Genomic DNA, 20,614 nt, shown 5'->3' with positions numbered 1-20,614 from the left:
CCTATGAAAACGATCAATATTCTGATATTGGATGATAAGGAAGAAAACATCATCAGTCTGCATGCGCTGCTTCAGGAAGTTGACCATGTCAACATCGTGAGCTCTACAGACCCTAATGAAGCCCTGAAAATCTGTTGGAAGGATGATATCTCAATTGCCCTGGTCGATGTACAGATGCCAGAAATAAATGGATTCGAATTCGTATCCCTTTTAAAATCTAACCCCAAGACTAGCCATATCATGGCAATCATGGTCACCGCTATTTCTAAGGAAGACAAATACCTATTGAAAGGCCTGGAAAGCGGCGCAGTAGATTATTTATATAAACCGCTGAACCCAGAGATTACCATAGCAAAGGTTAAGTCATTCGTTCAACAGATCTTGATCCAACAAGAACTTATCCAAAAGAATAAGGAACTGGAGGAATCCAAGATTGAACTGCTCAAAACACGTGAAGAGGCCATTCAAGCCAGAAAATCCAAAGAGATATTCCTAGCCAATATGAGCCATGAAATCCGGACTCCCATTAATGGGATTATGGGGATAATGCATATGTTCAAGAGTTCGGAACTCACCGTTGAACAAAAAGATTGGTTAAAAAGGCTGGACAATGCTTCTCATTCCCTATTGCTTATCATCAATGACATCCTCGATCTGTCCAAGATCGATTCAGGGATGTTAAAGATTGAATTTGAGGATTTCAGTCTCACCAAAATGATCGAGGATATCAATAGGATATTTAAGATCAAGGCAACCCATAAGAACCTGAAATTCCATATCGAAGTGGACGAAGATGTCCCTCAATACATACATTACGATTCATTGAGGTTGCAACAGATCATCAGCAACTTTGTATCGAACAGTCTTAAGTTCACCGAAAAAGGCTCCATACAGCTTTCTGTAAAGGTTGTCAATAAAGATTACGAACGCTTTAGGCTTAAGTTTTCCGTTAAAGACTCTGGTATCGGCATCCGTGAAGATTCCGTCGACAAGATCTTTATGGCCTTTGAACAGGCTGATGATGGTATCACCAAAAAATTCGGCGGAACGGGTTTAGGATTAGCGATCGTGAAGCGGTTAGCAAAGCTTTTGAACGGCGATGTGGGAGCCAAAAGTATTTATGGGGAAGGTTCTGAATTCTATTTTGAAGGTTGGTTTGAAGAATCAGCGCAAAGTGAGGTCGAGAAGGAAAAAGAAGTACCGACCTACAACAGTTTTCCAAAATTTGAGGAGATGAAAGTTCTGGTGGCTGAAGACAATGAGCTCAACTCTTTTATGCTGGCCCATATGTTACGGAGCTGGAACTGTGCTGTGGATATCGTTAAGAACGGTAGACTAGCCCTTGAAAAAGTAGAGAACGAGCAGTACGACCTAATCTTAATGGATACGCACATGCCAATCATGAGTGGATTTGAGGCCATCAAGGAAATCAAAAACCATATAATCCCTGAAAAACATGGCATACCGATCATTACCATTTCAGCATCGGTTTTAGAACATGAACAAGCAGCTGCATTCCAAGCCGGAGCCGACGGTGTTATTGGAAAACCTTTCGACCCAATAGAATTATATCAGAAAATAATACAGGTCACCAACAAAAATAAAAACCCAAAATTGACTTCACAATGATTTAATCCTCGTTTAAATCAATAATTTATGTTAAATTCGTATAAAATTTATTAAAAATAGCTATGAAGAAATTATTTATTATTCCAGCGCTAGTTTTAGCAATTGGAATTACTTCTTGTGGCAATAACGCTGAGAAGAAAGAAGAAGGCGCTTCAACCGAAACCACTACAACTGAACCTGAAGCTACTGAAACTGCATCTACTACAACTGTAGAAGGTATTGAGAATGTAACATTGTCAAACCAATGGACAGTTGAAGCTAATGATCAAATGCAATTCAATACTACATTAATCCGTGTTAAAGCTGGTGAACCAGTAGAATTGACTTTGAAAAACGTAGGTTCTATGCCTGTTGAATCAATGGGACACAACTTGGTTGTTTTGAAACCAGGTGTTGATGTTGCTACTTTCGGTGGTGAAGCTACGGCTGCAGCGGATAACGAGTATATCCCTAAATCAGCTCTTTCTTCAATTGTTGCACACACGAAATTATTAGGTCCAGGTCAAGAAGACAAAATCACGTTTACATTGGAAAAAGGAGTTTATCCTTACCTATGTAGCTTCCCTGGTCACTTTGGAATTATGCATGGTCAAATCGTTGCTGAATAATCAAAGTAAAAGAACATATATAAAAGGCTCCAAATTGGAGCCTTTTATATTTTTATCCCCCTGTCTTCAGCTCTGAGCGAATAGCGAGAAATCTGTACGCTTTTCCACTCCCTGTCGCTGTCATCCTTTTGCGAAGCAAAGAGGAACTGTACGCAAATACTCACCTTCGTCACCCAAAAACCATCCATTACTCCAGCATACGAACAGTACCTCGCTCCTCAAAATCGCTGTCATCCTTTTGCGAAGCAAACAGGAACTGTACGCCAATACTTACCTTCTTCTTCCAAAACCATCCATTACTCCAGCATACGAACAGTTCCTTAACCTTCGGTTAAGGATGACATTCTTTTTTTTATGGCTACAGATTCCTCGCTCAGAATCTGAATCCTGCTCTAAATTGTGTCATTTAAAAATTTCCATTCTTTGTTTTGAGTGTTAATTAATTCCTCTTTTCGTTTTCTTGACCATCCCTTAATTTCCTTCTCTCGAGTTATTGCGTCCAAAACATGAGAAAAGGTCTCAAAATAAATTAGAAAATACACTTTATACCTGTTGGTAAAGGAATTTTGAGATAGGGTTGGTGATTTGTGATAAGTTAATCGAACTTTTAAATCATTAGTTACACCTACATAAAGGACAGTTCGATTGGAATTTGTTAGAATATAAACGTAATACACTATCTATTAATTTTTTTACAAATAAGCATTTTACTATTAAGCCTTCGTTCCAACCATGTAAAGTTTATATTTTTTTTATTGATTGTCAATAAATTTTATTCTGAGCGAATAGCGAAGAATCTGTACGTTTTTCCACTCCCTATCGCTGTCATCCTTTTGCGAAGCAAAGAGGAACTGTACGCCATTACTTACCTTCTCCACCCTAAACCCAACCTTTGCTCCAGCATACGAACAGTTCCTCGCCTCTCCCTATCGCTGTCATCCTTTTGCGAAGCAAAGAGGAACTGTACACCATTACTTACCTTCTTCATCCGAAACCCAACCATTGCTCCAGCATACGAACATTTCCTCGCTCCTCCCTATCGCTGTCATCCTTTTGCGAAGCAAACAGGAACTGTACACCATTACTTACCTTCTCCACCCAAAAACCATCCATTACTCTAGCATACGAACAGTACCTCGCTCCTCAAAATCGCTGTCATCCTTTTGCGAAGCAAACAGGAACTGTACGCCAATACTCACCTTCTTCTTCCAAAAACCATCCATTACTCCAGCATACGAGCCGTTCCTTAACCTTCGGTCAAGGATGACATTCAATTTTTTTAAAGACAACATATTCCTCGCTTCATGCTCAGAATCAGAATCCATCAGTGTAACCTTGCTTTCCTTTTGTAATCTCTCCGTCTTATTACAAAATACACCCAATTTTTAATCCTATTAATCTTCGCTTAATATGCATTTAAATAGTAAATTTGCCTCGTAAACAAAGAAAAATCTCTATGCAATACGACGTAATCGTAATCGGAAGTGGTCCAGGTGGTTATGTTGCCGCTATCCGTTGTGCTCAATTAGGCTTAAAAACTGCCGTAATTGAAAAATACAGCACATTTGGAGGAACCTGTCTTAATGTTGGATGTATCCCATCCAAAGCATTGTTGGATTCATCAGAACATTACCACAATGCTGCTCACAATTTTGAACAACACGGCATTAGCTTAAGTAACCTGAAAGTCGACATGAAAAAAATGATCGACAGAAAGAACAGTGTTATTGACCAAAATACTGCTGGTATTACCTTCTTATTCAAGAAAAACAAAATTGACAGCTTCCAAGGCGTAGGTTCATTCGTTGACAAAAACACCATTAAAGTGACTGCTGCAGATGGTAAAGTAGAAGAATTAAGCGCGAAAAACGTAATTATCGCTTCGGGCTCCAAACCTTCAGCATTACCTTTCCTTCCTGTTGACAAAAAACGTATCATTACTTCGACTGAAGCATTAAACCTTACTGAAGTCCCTAAACACTTAATCGTTATCGGTGGCGGTGTTATCGGATTGGAGCTGGGTTCTGTATATGCCCGTTTAGGCGCTAAAGTATCCGTTGTTGAATATGCCAAATCTATCATCCCTACCATGGATGCCGGGCTAGGCAAAGAATTACAACGTGTACTGAAGAAAAATCTAGGCGTAGAATTCTTTATGAGCCACAAGGTTACCGGTGCAACCGTAAAAGGTAAGAACGTAACGGTTACAGCGGAAGATGCTAAAGGCCAAGCGGTAGAATTACAAGGCGATTACTGTATCGTAGCGGTTGGTAGAACAGCGTATACAGAAGGTCTAGGCCTTGAAAATATCGGCATCAAAACTGAAGAAAGAGGAAATAAAGTTCCTGTAAACGAGCATTTGGAGACATCAGTTGCTGGTGTATATGCCATCGGTGATGTGATCAAAGGTGCTATGCTGGCTCACAAAGCTGAAGATGAAGGTATCTATGTTGCTGAACGTATTGCTGGTCAAAAACCACATATCGACTACAACTTGATCCCTGGAGTAGTTTATACATGGCCTGAGGTTGCGTCTGTAGGTAAAACTGAAGAACAACTGAAAGAAGAAGGCAAGAAATATAAAGCTGGAAGTTTCTCATTCAAAGCGTCTGGACGTGCGAAAGCATCGGGTGACACAGATGGTTTCATCAAAGTATTGGCTGATGCCGAAACAGATGAGATCCTAGGTGTACACATGATCGGACCACGTGCTGCTGATATGATTGCAGAGGCTGTTGTTGCAATGGAATACCGTGCATCTGCTGAAGATATCGGTAGAATCTGCCACGCTCACCCTACTTTCACGGAAGCATTTAAAGAAGCTGCTCTTGCAGCAACTGCAAATAGAGCAATCCATGCTTAAAATCAAAAATATTATTTCTAGAGGCTATCTTTTCAGGTAGCCTCTTTTTTTGTCCCTGAATCTAGTGGAGTTATTGGTCTTATACGAATCAATCCCCAATAATATACTCCCAATCAACTGTTTGCGAAACGGATTTTTCAGTCAGTGGACAGGTCCCTAAACTTGGCATTCCGTTAAAAATTTGAGCGAAGGACACCTTGAATCTTTCGAGTAAATACAGAAAGTGAATAAAATATTTTTTTTAGATATTTGTATTATGAACTTTTATACTCGTAAATGGGTCAAACCCGAGGACCTAAACCCAAATGGATCCTTATTCGGAGGAACTCTATTGCGCTGGATAGATGAAGAAGCGGTAATCTACGCCATCGTCCAACTCGGGAATCCACATGTAGTCACTAAATACATTTCTGAAATCAACTTTGTCAGTTCGGCCAAGCAAGGGGATATCATTGAGCTCGGAATCGAGGCCATCAATTTTGGAAGGACCTCGTTAACGATGCGCTGCGTGGTCCGCAATAAAATAACAAGGATGGTGATTCTTTCGATCGACAAGTTGGTATTTGTCAACCTAGATCCGGAAGGAACTCCAACCCCACATGGCAAAACGGAAATTACCTACGCCTATATGGGGATCGAGTCTGATATCAAGAAAAGGGATTAAGCAGCTTTTTGAGCTGTAATCTCTCTTTTAAGGTCTTTTTCTACCCAAAAGGAAACGATTGGGATCAAGCTAAGGAAGAAATATTTGACTACACGGCCAATTTTCCAGTTATAGGTTTGCCAGCAGGCAATCAACAGGATAACAAAAAGTACAACGAGGAAACCATGGATTGATCCGGCAACACGCACGGCTTCTGGAATTCCTCCAAAATACTTCAATGGCATAGCAACAAAAAACAACAAAACGGTAGAGATTGCCTCCCAAAGGGCAACTTGCTGAAATATTCTTAACATATAAATTACTATTAGTCAGCGCAAAGAAAAGGAAATCCTTTAGGGAAAAGAAATCGAGGAAAAGGATTGACCTCGATATGACATATACCGCGTAAAAATCAGCCCATAGGGGAAAAGATATGTCCTGACTAAATAAAAAATGTGTATTTTTGAAGAATTGTATTTGCAAACATAACGACAATTAATATTTATGAATTACGACATTATTGTTATCGGTAGTGGTCCAGGTGGATACGTAGCCGCCATCAGAGCAGCTCAATTGGGATTCAAAACTGCCATTATCGAACGTGACGCATTAGGTGGAATTTGCCTTAACTGGGGCTGTATTCCTACCAAGGCACTATTGAAAAGTGCACAAGTATTCGAATATTTAAATCATGCTGCTGATTATGGTATCAAAGTGAACGGTGGTGAAGCCGACTTTGAAGCCATCGTAAAAAGAAGTCGTGGTGTAGCAGATGGCATGAGCAAAGGGATCCAGTTCTTGATGAAAAAGAACAAGATCGATGTGATCATGGGAACTGCAAAAATTAAAAAAGCTGGTAAGATCGAAGTGAAAGCTGCAGATGGTTCTACCAAAGAATATACAGCTAAACACACGATCCTTGCAACTGGTGCTCGCTCCAGAGAATTACCTAACCTACCTCAAGACGGAAAGAAAATTATCGGTTACCGCCAAGCAATGAACTTGCCTAAACAACCTAAATCTATGGTTGTCGTAGGTTCTGGAGCTATCGGTGTCGAATTTGCATATTTCTACAACGCAATCGGTACGAAAGTGACTATCGTTGAATTTATGGACCGTATCGTGCCTGTAGAAGATGAAGAAATCTCTAAACAATTAGAGAAATCCTTGAAGAAAGCTGGTATCAATATCCTTACGAAATCAGAAGTTCAATCAGTAGACACTAAAGGTGATCTATGCAAAGTATCCATCAAAACAGAAAAAGGTACTGAAACCTTAGAGGCTGAAGTGGTTCTTTCTGCTGTGGGTATTACGCCTAACATCGAAAACCTAGGCCTTGAAGAAGTTGGTGTAAAAACAGATAAAGGACGTGTCCTTGTTGATGACTTCTACAAAACGAACATCGATGGTGTATATGCAATCGGTGATATCGTGAAAGGTCAAGCTCTAGCGCACGTGGCATCTGCTGAAGGTATCACCTGTGTGGAAAAAATCAAAGGTTTACATGTTGACCCTATCGATTACAACAACATTCCTGGATGTACTTACTGTTCTCCAGAAGTTGCATCCGTAGGTTTCACTGAAAAAGCTGCTAAAGATGCTGGTTATGAAATCAAAGTGGGTAAATTCCCATTCTCCGCTTCTGGAAAGGCTTCTGCCGCAGGTGCAAAAGATGGTTTCGTAAAAGTAATCTTCGATGCTAAATATGGTGAATTCTTAGGTGCTCACTTAATTGGTGCTAACGTAACTGAAATGATCGCTGAAGTGGTTGTAGCTCGTAAATTAGAGTCTACTGGCCATGAGATCATTAAATCGGTTCACCCTCACCCGACCATGAGTGAAGCTATTATGGAAGCTGTTGCTGATGCGTACGGTGAAGTAATCCACTTATAAGATTTTAAAATATAATAACTCCTGATGGAGTTGAAAGAGGTCGGAACATAATTCCGACCTCTTTTTTTCTGTAACCTCATATTTAAGACCAATTTGTCCTTTTTTAATATTTTTCGTAAATTACCGTGGATACATCAATTCCAGTTGTTATAAATTTTTATTATAATTAGAATGTAAAACTAGATTGGTTAATATTTTAAATTACAAGAAATAATTATTAAACCTTACTTTATTTATATCCTTTTTTATAGTTTTGGGTAATTAATTCATTTGTTCATGAAAACAATAATCATGGTGTTGGGCGCGCCTAATGACGAGTACGGACACCTTTCGGCTATAGCACTCGATAGGCTATATAGAGCATATGATTTAGCCATCAATAACGAATCCGCTTTGATCTTATGTACGGGTGGCCAAGGCGACCACTTTAATATTACGGACAAACCACATACGTATTATGCTCAAAATTTCTTGAGCCTCAAAGGCATTAATCCCGACCGTTTTCTGCCCGGGATCCCTTCAAAGAACACTATTGAAGATTTTTCCCTTTCACAAAAGACAATCGAAGAAATAAAACCAGACTTATTGATCATTATCACCTCTGAATTTCATATGGAAAGGGTACAGCTTATTTCTGAGACCGTGATTCCATCGATCAATAAATTCTTTGTTTCTGTTGCTTCTTCCCTCATGGATTCTGAGTTGAAACCTTTGATCGAACATGAGAAAATTGCAGTGAATTTCTTAAAGGAAAATGGGGTAAAGTATTAATACCTCATTCCTTTTTCTTCCAGATACTTTCGGCCCAACGGCCAACAAACCAAAAGGAAACCCCCAATAACAAAAAGAATATCGTTCTATTGATATTATCCCACAGATACTCCACAAACCGGGTATACAGGTTCAGGATAAAGAATACGAAACCAATATCACGCGAGATATGGTCCTTGGTTTTCATGCCATAGATGGCCAAGCCCAGGGAAATGGCAATCCCTAAAAGCCCCCAGTAAAAAATCTCATATTGCCTGACACTGGACCATTTGTCGAAATCACTATAGTTGCCAAATATGGAAAGCAACCAAAGGGCGATCATGGTGTAGAGCAGACCAACCACAAAGGAAGTGGACCCGAATACGGCCAATGGCTTTATTTTAGGCTGTAGCAATACAGCAAAAGCAGTTAGGATAATCCCAAAAATGGTAAACCTCAAGGGGTAATTCATCCCCCAGAACTTAAATCCCCAATTGCTATGGTACGCTGTTTCCGTTGCAAACCAAATCCCGAGGGCCACTAAGGTAAAAACCCAAAGCAATTTTGAGGTAAGCTTGACTGAAAGGATTCCGTAAATAATGATGGAAAGGAGGAATAGCAGGGTGAAATGGTTTTCATTCCGGTCCAGGACCTGCCCTAAAAATCCGATGCTAGCTGCTGTAGAGAATGCGCCGGCAAGCATCAAGGTCTCATTTGAAAAGTTCTTTTCTGGGTTTTTCGACTTATTCCGAAAACCTAGGATATAGAACAAAACAGCCAATCCTGCAAAACCTAAACAGAATATTACATTCGGGGTCTCGTAAAATTTCTCCACCAAGTCGGATAGATAACCATCGGAAAACAAGGAAACCACGGAGAATATCAATGAGGCCAAGGCTATCCAAAAGGCATACCTAGCCAACATCCCCCATTCAAAGCCTTTATCATCTAAATTTCCCTTTAATTCCTCAGACTTTTCCTGCGATAGCAACTGCTCCTTTTCCCAATGCTCCAATGCCTGTTCAATGATTTCGCGCTCCGATTTATTTACGTCTAGTTTTTTCAAGTTGATGTGCTTTGTAGTTTAAAGGTAATACTTTTCAATAATCCTGCCTAATAGTAGATTAGGGTTGAGCAAATAAAAATCCTTAGCTAAAAATCTGTAACTTTGCATTTTGCTAAAAGGAGAGATTAATGGCCGTAAAAAAAGCAGTAGACCTTGGGGATCAAAGCGAATTAGAAGTATTTGGTGCCCGCGTACACAACCTTAAAAACATCGATGTATCATTTCCAAGAAACCAACTTGTCGTTATCACGGGATTAAGTGGCAGCGGTAAATCTTCGTTGGCTTTTGACACGATCTATGCCGAAGGACAAAGACGGTATATGGAGACTTTCTCTGCCTACAGCCGCCAATTTTTGGGAGGAATGGAAAGACCGGACGTAGACAAAATCTCTGGCCTGAGTCCCGTTATTTCGATTGAACAAAAAACCACTTCCAAAAACCCAAGATCGACCGTAGGAACCATAACAGAAATATATGACTTCCTGAGATTGCTATATGCAAGGATCGGGGAAGCCTACTCTTATGTGACCGGCAAAAAGATGGAACGCATGTCTGATGACGAAATCACAGACCGTATCCTCAATGAATTCAATGGTGAAGGCATCTATGTACTAGCCCCTGTGGTGAAGGGCCGTAAAGGTCATTACCGCGAACTTTTTGAACAAATCAGGAAACAGGGCTATACCAAGGTACGTGTGGATGGAGAAATATTGGATATAGCTCCTAAAATGCAGGTCGACCGTTATAAAATCCATGATATCGAGATTGTCGTGGATCGGATCATTGTGGAGAAGGAATCAAGGAAAAGACTCTTTACCTCCATTGGCCAAGCCTTAAAAACTGCCAAAGGGATCATCAAGATTGCCAATAAAGAAAATAAGGAGCAATTTTTCAGTCGATATTTAATGGATGCGGAATCTGGGATTTCCTATGATGAACCGCAACCTAACACTTTTTCCTTTAACTCCCCTTATGGAGCCTGTCCTAAATGTGATGGTTTGGGATATATCTATGAAATCGACAAAAAGATCGTTATCCCTGATAGAAGCCAAAGCATACAAAAAGGCGGAATAATACCATTGGGACCAGTAAAAGATTCCTGGAACTTTGCGGTACTGAAAGCAGTGGCCAAGAAATATGATTTTTCTTTAACGACCCCTATCGACAAGCTATCCGAGGAACTGATCGACAACCTTCTTTTTGGAGAAGAGGAACCGATAAGCTTAACGGTTTCCTACGGTTCTTATGGAGCCAGGGAATATAAGGTACAATTCGCCGGCATCTTCAAGATGTTGGAGGAAATGAGCGCAAAATACAGCGATGACGCACAGGGCTTGGATGAATTCCGTACACAGGTTGTTTGTCCAGAATGCCATGGAGCGCGCTTGAAAAAAGAATCGCTACATATCAAAGTTGCTGATAAGAACATTTCGGAATTGGCAGAAATGGATATTGTAGCCTTGAATGAATGGTTTGATGCTGTTGAAGACAGGCTTTCGGAAAGACAGAACATCATTGCCACGGAAATCATCAAGGAAATCAAGACCAGGATTGGATTCCTGTTGGATGTAGGCCTAAATTACCTGACCTTAAACCGCAGCTCCAAAAGCTTATCCGGTGGAGAGGCTCAACGTATCCGCCTTGCCACACAGATCGGTTCACAATTGGTAAATGTACTTTATATCTTGGATGAGCCGAGTATCGGTCTGCACCAACGTGATAATGAACGCTTGATCAATGCCCTTAAAAATCTTCGCGATATCGGTAACTCCATTTTGGTCGTGGAGCATGACAAGGACATGATCCTACATTCGGATTATGTCATCGATATGGGACCGGCTGCGGGAGTTCACGGAGGGAAAGTCGTGGCCCAAGGTACCCCGAAACAATTGATGAAGGAAAACACCTTGACGACAGATTACCTGAATGGTACCCGTGAAATCAAGATACCTGATGAAAGAAGAAAAGGAAACGGCCATACACTTACTTTAAAAGGCGCTACAGGCCACAACTTAAAGAATGTGAGCATAGACATCCCTTTAGGAGAATTGGTGCTTGTAACGGGCGTATCGGGCTCTGGCAAGTCTAGTTTGATCACCAACACCCTATACCCAATCTTGAACCACCATTTCTTTAGGGCAAAAGCTAAACCGCTACCTTACACAAAGATCGAAGGCTTGGAAAACATCGATAAGGTGATTGAAATCGATCAGTCTCCAATCGGGAGGACGCCAAGGTCAAACCCTTCCACTTATACCGGTGTATTCTCCGATATCCGTGCTTTATATGTACAGTTACCAGAAGCGAAGATCAGGGGTTACAAACCTGGACGCTTTTCCTTCAACGTGAAGGGCGGAAGATGTGAAACCTGTCAAGGTGCGGGGATGAAGATCATTGAGATGAACTTTTTGCCTGATGTTCAGGTTCCCTGTGAAACCTGTAACGGAAAGCGCTACAACCGAGAGACTTTAGAGGTCAGATATCGTGGAAAATCCATTTCAGATGTACTGGACATGAGCATCGATGAAGCGGTAACCTTCTTCGAAAATATCCCCTCCATCTATCGGAAAATAAAGACCCTACAGGATGTAGGTCTAGGCTATATTACCTTGGGACAATCGTCGACAACCCTTTCTGGTGGCGAGGCCCAAAGGGTAAAATTGGCAACGGAACTTTCTAAAAAAGATACCGGAAAGACCTTCTATATATTGGATGAACCAACGACAGGGCTACATTTCGAGGACGTCAATGTATTGCTGGGAGTAATCAATCGCTTGGTTGACCGAGGTAATACGGTTCTGATCATTGAGCATAACCTAGATGTCATCAAAGCGGCCGATTGGGTCATTGATATGGGGCCTGAAGGTGGTAAAAACGGTGGAAAAGTCCTTTTCCAAGGTACACCGGAGGAATTGATCAAACAGAAAAACTCTGAAACAGGAAGATTCCTGAAAATAGAGATGAACTACAATAAATAATAAAAGGGAGCTTTCGCTCCCTTTATTTTTATCGGTATAGTTGATTAAATAACATTTTGAATGTTCCATGGCTTTGTGCCCTGTTCGTGATCTCAGGACCAATGGCCACTAATTTCCCTTTTCCAATCTTGGATACCAATCCAATATTGACATCCTTTAAATATTGCTGTCCATGGGCCCAACCACTCAATAGCGAATGATCAGAGTTAATGGATCCTAATGAATACAGATTGTCCGAATTCTGGAACTTAAAGACCGGACTGTTATTGAACACAATGTTCAGGTCTTTATCCAATCCGTAGTTCTCAGGCTTACTGATATCCGCTTCAGCTTTTAAAATACTCGTAGGAACATAAAACTTCACACTGGACAACTTCACTTTCTTGCCATCCTTGCCCATTTCCATCAATGGATTTTCAACCGGAAGGTTAAAATGGTAAACCAGTTCTGATGAAGCACCAATAGTTACGATCTGTCCTCCATTTTCCACAAAGGTTTTAAGCACAGGGATGGACTTGGCAGCTGTTACTGAACCCAACATGTGTTTATATTGATCCGGAACGATGCTTGCGTCTACCGAACGGCCTGAAGCATTGGAACCAAACGCCGGAATACCCTGACCTACGAACAACAGCACATCATAATCTTTAATGCTACTGTTGTCAATATCTTGAGGGTAGAATAATTTGTAGTCAAATCCATATTGCTCCAACATCCATCTTACCCAACCTGAAGGCATACTACCACCATAATGGTCAAATAAACCGATCTTAATGGCTTCAACTGGTTTCAATTGTTTTGGCTTGCTCGAAACCGCTTTGCTTTCCAAGCCTAAGCTAGCACCAAATTCTTTCACCTTAGCTGCTGCTTTTGCATCGACATAGAAATCTTTTGAATCAAGGTCACGGAATACTTTCACGCCAGCTTTCAATAGTTGGTTGATCGCCAAATAAGCATCATTTGCTTTTCCATTGATCAGATATCCACCTTTTGAAGAGGCAACCTCTCTAGCCAATGGGCTCAACAGAACACCTGTTTCTTTTTTCTGTAAAGGCGCATTGAAATCATCATATACTTTATCGTATTCCACACCCATTTGCATAGCCAAGGTCCAGCCTGCTGCATCATACGGACGGATTGGAGGCCCTCCCTCATATTCCACATCGTGTGGGTGATCTTGAGGTTCGAACATATCCAATACCTGCGGCCTGAAGGCTTGATTGGTTTTCACTACGATGGAACCCTTTGGATAGTTCTTTCCATTCACACTAAAGTCAGCGTTCGCTTGATAAACATATACTCCGGATTTGATCAAGGTATTCACAAATTTAACGGCAGTTCCGAAATCTTCTTGATCGGCCGATAATATGAAAGCCCTTGGGTCGCGTTTAGACTTATCAGCGAAAATAGCATCATAATAGCTTTTAGGGATGGTTTTTGAACGGTAGAAAGTATTGCTTTCTTCTTTCTTCACCTTACCTGCCGCTACATCTGCATCATAGGTTTTCTCAATGGACTCGGCATATTTAGGGTATTTTGTCCAGTAATCCTCATTCCCTCGGTCAATGGAGTTTTTACCCATCTTGTAGATATTGTACAATAATTTATCGCCATTACGCGCAGCATAATCTAGGATGGCGAAGTTCATCGAGACGGAATAGTCAATTGATTTCTTGAAATTCCACTTTTGAGGTGCAATAGGGAAAGGCAAGCCATTTCTAGGGATCTGCCTTTCTGCTACCAATGGAATCTCTGAAGGGGTTGGATGTCCTGTAATTTCAGTCAAGATACCGATCATGTTATGGAAATATGGAGCAGTTCTCAATCCTCCATTCCACCAAGTAGAAAATCCAGATTGATCCATGCGGACATAGCCAGGTTTATCTTCTTCATTAAGGCGGTTGATCATTGCAAATCCAACACCATCAATTCCGGTCACCAATAATGGATCGAATACATGGTTGAATGGATCACGATATGGCGGACCAGCGACAATAGTGCCATCTGGAGAGGTTTGGTGATGGTTATAGATGATCTGCGGCAACCAATCTACATAGACTACCTTGGCAAGGTTGCTAGCTTCCTTCATGTTGAACATAAAGAAATCACGGTTGTTATCATGACCTACATATTTCTGGTACAAGGTAGGAATGGACATGTTACGCTTTTCCTTGTCATCATATTGCATATACCAATCTGCCAATAGATCCTGACCGTCTGGATTGACATGCCACATCAGGACCACCACTTTATCCAAGTAATTGTTGATTTCAGCATCATTCCGGTTGGTCAACTGATAGAAGGTTTCAATTAATTGATGCGATCCAACCATCTCATTGGAGTGCATACCTCCATCAATCCATACCACAGGTTTTCCTGCCAGGGAAAGCTCCTTCGCTTCGGCTTCAGTGATTCCTTCGGCACGACCTAAGGTTTGGGATATCTTACGGTATTTTTCAATGTTCTTCAGGTTCTCAGGAGAAGAGATAATGATCAGGTGTTGTCTCCTGCCCTCTTCTGTTAGTCCCCCGTCCTGTATGAGTACTCTGTTGGATTCTTTGGCAACTTTTAAAAAATAGCTTTCCATCTGTTTGTAGTTGGCAAGCATATAGTCATCACCGATATTGAATCCAAAATGTGTTTTCGGATTGGTAACCTGTTGCGCCGTTCCATAGTTGAACTGCCCAATCAATAAGGCTACCAGAATCGATTTTATGGTATTCTTAATCATTTTTTATTGTTTTTTACATATTTCTCTAGCCATTGATGTTGTTCCCAGAAGGTATGAAGGACTCCTTCCCTACTTCTGTAGCCATGGAACTCCTTAGGCAACATCACCAAACGCACGATTCCACCATGCCCTTTAATCGCTGCATAAAGACGCTCGCTCTGTATAGGGAATGTCCCTGAGTTCTCATCGTCCATACCATGGGTCATCAATAATGGTCTCTTGATCTGTGGCGCATAGGTAAATGGCGACATGGCATCATAAGTGTCTTTGGCTTGCCAATAGGTCCTTGCCTCGCCTTGGAATCCAAATGGAGTCAAAGTTCTGTTATAGGCTCCACTTCTGGCAATACCAGCGGCAAACAAATCAGTATGTGCCAATAAATTGGCCGTCATAAAGGCTCCGTAGGAGTGGCCACCAACTCCAATTCTGTTGCGGTCAGCCACACCTAGACCTACAATATGCTCTATCAATGCACTTGCATTATCCTTGATCTGCTCAACAAAGGTGTCGTTAGGTTCAGAAGTACCTTCACCAACGATTGGCATATCAGCTTGATCCACGACTGCGTATCCTTGGGTCACCCAGTAAACCGGAGAACGGAAGGCCAAGCGTGGGAACCTATTTGGTGATCCTTTTACCTGTCCCGCTGCCTCTTTGGTCTTAAATTCACGCGGGTATGCCCATACCAAAACAGGTAATGGAGCATCGCCTTTTTTGAAATCCGCCGGCACATATAGCGTTCCTGAAAGGTTCAATCCGTCTTTTCTTGGGTAAGACAATAAGGATTTCTGAACATTTGCAATACTTGGGTATGGATCTGCAAAGTTGGTAATCTTCGTTTCCTTCTTGTTCTTGATATTTACCGAATAGACATTCGGAGCATCTTTTGCAGATTCCCTAGAGACATACAGTACTCCGGTATTGTTGAAGAAGATCGGTTCTTCATAATAGCCACGTTTAGATTTGTATAAGGTATCCTGTTTACCATTCTGAACATTCCATTTCATCAGGAATGGGCGATCTCCTTCTGGAGAAGCTCCTAATCCTTGCGTGAAAACAGAACCTTTGCCATCTGTCAGCAACTGTCCTTTTTCATTTTTTACAAAGCTTCCTGGATCGGTATAGGTATCCTCAGACTTGCGGGTTGAAAGCACTTTAACTACCTGATTGGTCCTCGGGTTGATTAATGTCAATTTTGAGGACCGGTCCTTTCGCCAGTTTTCTGAAACGATAGCCACTCCATCTCCCCATTGAATATCCCTAACGCGATAGGTCCCTGAGAATATCTTATTTGAAGAAGAAAGATCAAATGGCGCTCCGATTTCAAATAATTCATCACGGACCTCGGTCTTCATATTAGGATCGCCTTTATCCAATGCCTTCACATAAACCAAGGAAGCATCCTTATCTTTTCGCCATTCGAAATCTCGAGGGCCTTCCAATACCGCATCAAATGAAATCGGCATTTTATCCGCTAATGGGATGGTATAGATATCTTTTACTTTTGATCCAGTTGAAGAATAAACGGTCACTTCTGCCGGAAACAGGTAGATGGGAACCAAGTAAGAATAGGGCTTAACGACCTTTTCTGTCAGGATATATTTTCCATCTGGAGAATAGGAAACAGATTTAAAGATGCCCTTAATTCCAATAGGCTTGGCATTCCCCTGAAGATCGACCTCGATAAGGTCTGAAGTCAGGTAATATTCCATTAGGGTCTCATCGTATCCATTTGCCAATAGGTTCTGATAAGTTCTTGAAGGGGTGATTCCGCCAAGGTTTTCCTGCACTACAGGACCTGTAGGCACAGGATTTTGGACAGGAACGGATCCTCTTGAAGCATTCACTTGCTGGGCAAGCAAAGCTGTTCCATCTCCATTCCATTGAAAGGTACTTCCGTAGGTGTCATTGACCTTGCTCAACAACTTTTTAGCTGTTTTACTGTTCAGGTCGGCAAGCCATAGTTCCGTATCCTCTAATGATTTATTCAAAAAGGCAAATACACCAGGTTTGGATGACCATTTTACATCGGCAATCTGTAAGTCCTGAGGTAGCCCTTGGATGCTGAACTCTGAGCCATTGCTCAAATCACGAATCTTCAGACCTTTGAATGTCCCCAGATTCTCTGCTACAGTGGTATTACTAATGGGATTGATCCTCAAGCCGGCAACACCTAATACAGGTTGTGAAGCTTGAATGATGGTTTGAAAACCTGGAACTTCCAGTACCAACATGTACCGTCCATCTGGACTGAACTCCTCCATTGGTATCTGTGGGGCATCCACAAGATCAACGATGGATTGAGGAGGTAATTGATACTTGATTGCCTCCTGCGCATGGGTCATGGTTGAACCTGCCAAGAAAGCAATGAAAAATCCTGCTTTCAAATAATTTCGGTTAGTTTTTCTTGTAAAATTCATCTGCATCTTTATTTAGCTGTACCATGCAATCCTTCGGCATGTACACCATGTGCCCTGCCTCGTAATAGGTAAATGATACTTTCGATTTCTGTTCTGGCCTTAAATTCATATGTTTCATAACATATTCAGCAGCATGATAAGGCGTTGCCAAATCATAATACCCACCAATTACCCAAACCTTTAGGTCAGGGTTCTTAGACATGGCTTGCCTCAATAGCTCTGAAGCATTTAAATATTTATTCTGAACATTATTGTAGTTCCATGGGGATACCCCACCGGAAAAATCATAAGGTAGTTCATTCTTGAATTTAAGTTCGGTCCTAATATAATGATTCATTGCCGAAGAAAAGGTACCTGCTGTATTTCCTGCTGGATCAAATTCGAAACGATCGCCCGAATCATCATAGTCTCGACCAATAGCACGGCTATCAAGCCTTCCCACCGTCAATCCTTCATCGCGCCTTAATTCTTTACAGAATTTATGGATGTTGATCCTAAGGTTGGTCTCTTTGATATAGGCTTTGCTCAAACCGGTATACCTAGCCAATTTAGTCGCGATCTGATCATATTCTTGCTCTGTTAAATCAGTTCCTTTATTCAGTGCCAAGATATATTCGTTGTTAGCAAATTTCTCAACTTCATCCAATGTCGCTCTCAGGTTGCTCTGTAAGCTAGGTTCTAATTGTTTATGGTAATAGGCTGTTGCCGTATAGGTTGGCAAAAACAGATGATAAGGCAGGTCATTCCCGATCTCAAACCTTGCCGTCTGCATATTTAATATAGAACTCAACATAATGACTCCATCAAAATACATACTATATCGGTTCTGTAAATATTGAACAAGACCGGCTGCCCTTGGCGTTCCATAACTTTCGCCCATGATATACTTCTTGGAATTCCAGCGTTCATTCTTGGTTACATACAACCTGATGAAGTCGGCTACCGACTGTACATCCTCCACAAAACCATGAAACTGTTTGGGATCTTCCCCTTTTACAGCACGGCTGTAACCTGTAGAGATCGGATCAATGAATACAAGATCCGTCTTATCCAACCAGGTCTCCGGATTATCTCCGTAGCTATATGGATAAACGGCATCTCCAGCTTCCGTCAAATTAGGTCGCTTTGGCCCCATGAATCCCATATTAACCCAAACAGAGGCCGAACCTGGACCTCCATTGAATGCAAAAGTAACCGGCCGGTCTTTCCGGTTGGTTGCAACATACGCGATAAAGAAAACATTCCCTTTGGGATTGCCGTCTTCATCTTTCAACTGTATATAGCCTGACTGGGCTTTATACTCAATACTACCAGACCTCAGTTTGGCTACATGCTTGGTTTCTACCACTTCAGGAATGATGGCTGAATTGTTAGACACTACCGACGTATCAAGTTTCAATGTTTCGATGGCCTTGTTTTTACTGTATTGCGGCCCCCTTGGGATTACGGGCGCTAAACTCTGCGCCCATAGATCTCCAAAGATGAACATGAAAGCTATGAAACTAATCGTCTTAATTTTATAATCATTCATACATTATTTATTTTAGTTATTATCCATTAAATTATTCAATATCAATTCATTACTTGGAATCGGTAGAATATAAGCAGGATCATCAGTCGGCACGGCAGCAATGGCATGCTGTGATTTCGCTGGAATGGTTAATCCCAAACGCATCAAGTCACCATTACGAATTCCTTCACCTAGGAATTCTATCCTACGTTCTTCGATGATTCTATTTAAATATGCGTTTACATTGGCAAATGACCCTGCAGTTAGGGATGCCCCTTGATTTGAGCGGCCATATACCGCGTTCAATAATGCTAATGAGCGGGCATCTACGGTATTGGAGGATCTAGCCAAAGCTTCCGAAAGGTTCAACAAAACCTCAGAATATCGGATTACTGGAACATAATCGATATAAGGAGATGCTTGATTAAACTTCGTTAACCATGCTTTCCCCGTCTTTGTCCCTGTTTTGGTCAATTTCCTACGGGCATCAGTACCCAACCATTCCGCTGAAGCATAGATTCCCTCCACTTTATTCAGGGAATATTCACCAGCACCATTACTGGTAGATGTACCGCCGTCACCTGTACCTGGCAAATAATATCTGGACAGGGCACTTCCGGGAGCATCATTATTTGTAAATGGCATTGAAAAAATCGACTCCGAAGAAGTGTAAGGAGACTTAAAGAGATCTTCAAAATTACCTTCCAATTTATTGGCTACCCCAGTTCCTGCACTGAAAGGTGCTGAAGCAGGAACAATCTTATTTGCTTCAGCGATTACCTTGGCATAATCCCTCATGCTCAGGTAAATTCTCGTTTTTAGAGCAATGGCCGTGTTTTTATGAGCTCTGGTAGTATTTAGGAACGCTGAGGTATAATTCGCTGGCAGGTTTTGTTCAGCAAAATCCAAGTCTGCCAATACTTGTTTATAGGTATCTGCAACAGTACTTCGCTCCAAATCATAATTCCCTGGTCCTGTATTTCCTTTCAAACGGAGCGGAAGTCCTGGTTTGCTACCATTGCCATCCCAATATGGCCTTGCATAAAATTGCAAAAGATAATAATAGGTCATGCCGCGGATCAGTCGTGCCTCTGCACGGTAGCTATTTGCTGTGGCAGCATCCAATACCGCATCACCACCATTATCTAAGCCATCCAAGAAAACGTTCAGTTTGTTGATTGTCGCATAGGTCGCCACCCAAATATCATTGACATCGGAGGTTGTGGTCTGGGGTAACATGGAATACATGGTGGCACCCGTAGCAGCATTCATGTTGCTACAGTGAAATTCACCCGTCCTGACATCAGAAATCAATATGTACCAACTCCCTAGGTAGCTTGAAGCCTTCATGCTTGCATACAAGCCATTAACTTGACTCAGAATACGCTCTGGTGTACTAAACGCGGTAACATCGGTGATCAATGTTTTGGGTTGTGGATTCAACCACTCTTCTTTCCTACAACTGCTAAATAATAAGGTCAGTCCAGTTGCACATAATATGATAGATTTACTCGATTTCATTG

The 20,614-nt window shown here is 41.4% G+C and carries 16 protein-coding genes; 7 read left to right on the top strand and 9 right to left on the bottom strand.

Annotation, left to right across the window (positions count from 1 at the left end; genetic code table 11):
* Positions 1–3 precede the first annotated feature (3 nt).
* Together NMK93_RS02520 and NMK93_RS02515 are read left to right on the top strand one after the other, a co-directional pair.
* Positions 4–1,629: a response regulator gene (locus tag NMK93_RS02520; RefSeq protein ID WP_185211193.1), complete on the top strand. Its 1,626-nt coding sequence runs from the start codon at positions 4–6 to the stop codon at positions 1,627–1,629.
* A gap of 62 nt (positions 1,630–1,691) precedes the next feature.
* The gene (locus NMK93_RS02515; RefSeq protein ID WP_185211195.1) at positions 1,692–2,237 is read left to right on the top strand and encodes a plastocyanin/azurin family copper-binding protein; all 546 of its coding nucleotides are present in this window, start codon (positions 1,692–1,694) and stop codon (positions 2,235–2,237) included.
* Positions 2,238–2,629: 392 nt separating this feature from the next.
* On the opposite strand, the gene NMK93_RS02510 is transcribed toward NMK93_RS02515, so the two are convergent.
* From NMK93_RS02510 to NMK93_RS02505, 3 genes are all read right to left on the bottom strand, one after another.
* On the bottom strand, positions 2,630–2,914 hold the full coding sequence (locus NMK93_RS02510) for a GIY-YIG nuclease family protein (protein ID WP_254526464.1): 285 nt from the start codon (positions 2,912–2,914) through the stop codon (positions 2,630–2,632).
* Between the two features lie 307 nt (positions 2,915–3,221).
* The gene (locus NMK93_RS19685) at positions 3,222–3,350 is read right to left on the bottom strand and encodes a hypothetical protein (protein WP_302328284.1); all 129 of its coding nucleotides are present in this window, start codon (positions 3,348–3,350) and stop codon (positions 3,222–3,224) included.
* Positions 3,350–3,619: a hypothetical protein gene (locus NMK93_RS02505; protein ID WP_254526465.1), complete on the bottom strand. Its 270-nt coding sequence runs from the start codon at positions 3,617–3,619 to the stop codon at positions 3,350–3,352. The genes NMK93_RS19685 and NMK93_RS02505 overlap by 1 nt, the downstream gene beginning before the upstream one ends.
* Positions 3,620–3,693: 74 nt before the next feature.
* Here NMK93_RS02505 and lpdA (NMK93_RS02500) point away from each other — a divergent pair, with 74 nt between their 5' ends.
* Together lpdA (NMK93_RS02500) and NMK93_RS02495 are read left to right on the top strand one after the other, a co-directional pair.
* The gene (lpdA, locus tag NMK93_RS02500; protein WP_185211197.1) at positions 3,694–5,100 is read left to right on the top strand and encodes a dihydrolipoyl dehydrogenase; all 1,407 of its coding nucleotides are present in this window, start codon (positions 3,694–3,696) and stop codon (positions 5,098–5,100) included.
* Between the two features lie 256 nt (positions 5,101–5,356).
* Positions 5,357–5,764, top strand: a complete 408-nt coding sequence (locus NMK93_RS02495; protein WP_093100827.1) for an acyl-CoA thioesterase — start codon at positions 5,357–5,359, stop codon at positions 5,762–5,764.
* On the opposite strand, the gene NMK93_RS02490 is transcribed toward NMK93_RS02495, so the two are convergent.
* Complete coding sequence (locus tag NMK93_RS02490; RefSeq protein WP_185211199.1) at positions 5,761–6,057, bottom strand: DUF3817 domain-containing protein; 297 nt, start codon at positions 6,055–6,057, stop codon at positions 5,761–5,763. The two genes, NMK93_RS02495 and NMK93_RS02490, sit on opposite strands and share 4 nt — an antisense overlap.
* Positions 6,058–6,247: 190 nt before the next feature.
* Here NMK93_RS02490 and lpdA (NMK93_RS02485) point away from each other — a divergent pair, with 190 nt between their 5' ends.
* Both lpdA (NMK93_RS02485) and NMK93_RS02480 read left to right on the top strand, forming a co-directional pair.
* A complete protein-coding gene (gene lpdA, locus NMK93_RS02485) occupies positions 6,248–7,636 on the top strand; it encodes a dihydrolipoyl dehydrogenase (RefSeq protein ID WP_185211201.1) in 1,389 nt (462 codons plus the stop codon).
* Positions 7,637–7,912: 276 nt separating this feature from the next.
* Positions 7,913–8,407, top strand: coding sequence for a YdcF family protein (locus tag NMK93_RS02480; RefSeq protein ID WP_254526466.1), 495 nt, complete (start codon positions 7,913–7,915; stop codon positions 8,405–8,407).
* 4 nt (positions 8,408–8,411) lie between these two features.
* Here the strand turns inward: NMK93_RS02480 and NMK93_RS02475 are convergent, their stop codons facing one another.
* Positions 8,412–9,452 carry a DUF2157 domain-containing protein gene (locus NMK93_RS02475; RefSeq protein ID WP_254526467.1) on the bottom strand — a complete coding sequence of 347 codons (1,041 nt, stop codon included), beginning with the start codon at positions 9,450–9,452 and terminating at the stop codon, positions 8,412–8,414.
* A gap of 128 nt (positions 9,453–9,580) precedes the next feature.
* Here NMK93_RS02475 and uvrA point away from each other — a divergent pair, with 128 nt between their 5' ends.
* Positions 9,581–12,430, top strand: coding sequence for an excinuclease ABC subunit UvrA (uvrA, locus tag NMK93_RS02470; RefSeq protein ID WP_254526468.1), 2,850 nt, complete (start codon positions 9,581–9,583; stop codon positions 12,428–12,430).
* Between the two features lie 28 nt (positions 12,431–12,458).
* On the opposite strand, the gene NMK93_RS02465 is transcribed toward uvrA, so the two are convergent.
* The 4 genes from NMK93_RS02465 to NMK93_RS02450 are packed head-to-tail and all read right to left on the bottom strand — an operon-like array spanning position 12,459 to position 20,612.
* Positions 12,459–15,161 carry a M14 metallopeptidase family protein gene (locus NMK93_RS02465; protein ID WP_254526469.1) on the bottom strand — a complete coding sequence of 901 codons (2,703 nt, stop codon included), beginning with the start codon at positions 15,159–15,161 and terminating at the stop codon, positions 12,459–12,461.
* Entirely contained in the window at positions 15,158–17,581 is a 2,424-nt protein-coding gene (locus NMK93_RS02460; RefSeq protein ID WP_254526470.1) for a S9 family peptidase, read from the bottom strand. Before NMK93_RS02460 ends, NMK93_RS02465 begins: the two co-directional genes overlap by 4 nt.
* Complete coding sequence (locus NMK93_RS02455) at positions 17,559–19,112, bottom strand: S10 family peptidase (RefSeq protein ID WP_214648380.1); 1,554 nt, start codon at positions 19,110–19,112, stop codon at positions 17,559–17,561. The genes NMK93_RS02460 and NMK93_RS02455 overlap by 23 nt, the downstream gene beginning before the upstream one ends.
* Before the next feature lie 12 nt (positions 19,113–19,124).
* Complete coding sequence (locus NMK93_RS02450; RefSeq protein WP_254526471.1) at positions 19,125–20,612, bottom strand: RagB/SusD family nutrient uptake outer membrane protein; 1,488 nt, start codon at positions 20,610–20,612, stop codon at positions 19,125–19,127.
* Positions 20,613–20,614: the final 2 nt, after the last annotated feature.

The organism is Sphingobacterium sp. LZ7M1, from assembly GCF_024296865.1.
Classification (GTDB): domain Bacteria; phylum Bacteroidota; class Bacteroidia; order Sphingobacteriales; family Sphingobacteriaceae; genus Sphingobacterium.
Note: the sequence above shows the minus strand (reverse complement) of the source record. Positions and strands in the feature narration are given on the sequence as shown.

Coding starts and splice junctions, on each gene's coding strand:
- NMK93_RS02520 (WP_185211193.1), top strand. CDS start 4: ATGAAAACGATCAATATTCTGATATTGGATGATAAGGAAGAAAACATC.
- NMK93_RS02515 (WP_185211195.1), top strand. CDS start 1,692: ATGAAGAAATTATTTATTATTCCAGCGCTAGTTTTAGCAATTGGAATT.
- NMK93_RS19685 (WP_302328284.1), bottom strand. CDS start 3,350: ATGGATGGTTTTTGGGTGGAGAAGGTAAGTAATGGTGTACAGTTCCTG.
- lpdA (WP_185211197.1), top strand. CDS start 3,694: ATGCAATACGACGTAATCGTAATCGGAAGTGGTCCAGGTGGTTATGTT.
- NMK93_RS02495 (WP_093100827.1), top strand. CDS start 5,357: ATGAACTTTTATACTCGTAAATGGGTCAAACCCGAGGACCTAAACCCA.
- NMK93_RS02490 (WP_185211199.1), bottom strand. CDS start 6,057: ATGTTAAGAATATTTCAGCAAGTTGCCCTTTGGGAGGCAATCTCTACC.
- lpdA (WP_185211201.1), top strand. CDS start 6,248: ATGAATTACGACATTATTGTTATCGGTAGTGGTCCAGGTGGATACGTA.
- NMK93_RS02480 (WP_254526466.1), top strand. CDS start 7,913: ATGAAAACAATAATCATGGTGTTGGGCGCGCCTAATGACGAGTACGGA.
- uvrA (WP_254526468.1), top strand. CDS start 9,581: ATGGCCGTAAAAAAAGCAGTAGACCTTGGGGATCAAAGCGAATTAGAA.
- NMK93_RS02465 (WP_254526469.1), bottom strand. CDS start 15,161: ATGATTAAGAATACCATAAAATCGATTCTGGTAGCCTTATTGATTGGG.
- NMK93_RS02460 (WP_254526470.1), bottom strand. CDS start 17,581: ATGAATTTTACAAGAAAAACTAACCGAAATTATTTGAAAGCAGGATTT.
- NMK93_RS02455 (WP_214648380.1), bottom strand. CDS start 19,112: ATGAATGATTATAAAATTAAGACGATTAGTTTCATAGCTTTCATGTTC.
- NMK93_RS02450 (WP_254526471.1), bottom strand. CDS start 20,612: ATGAAATCGAGTAAATCTATCATATTATGTGCAACTGGACTGACCTTA.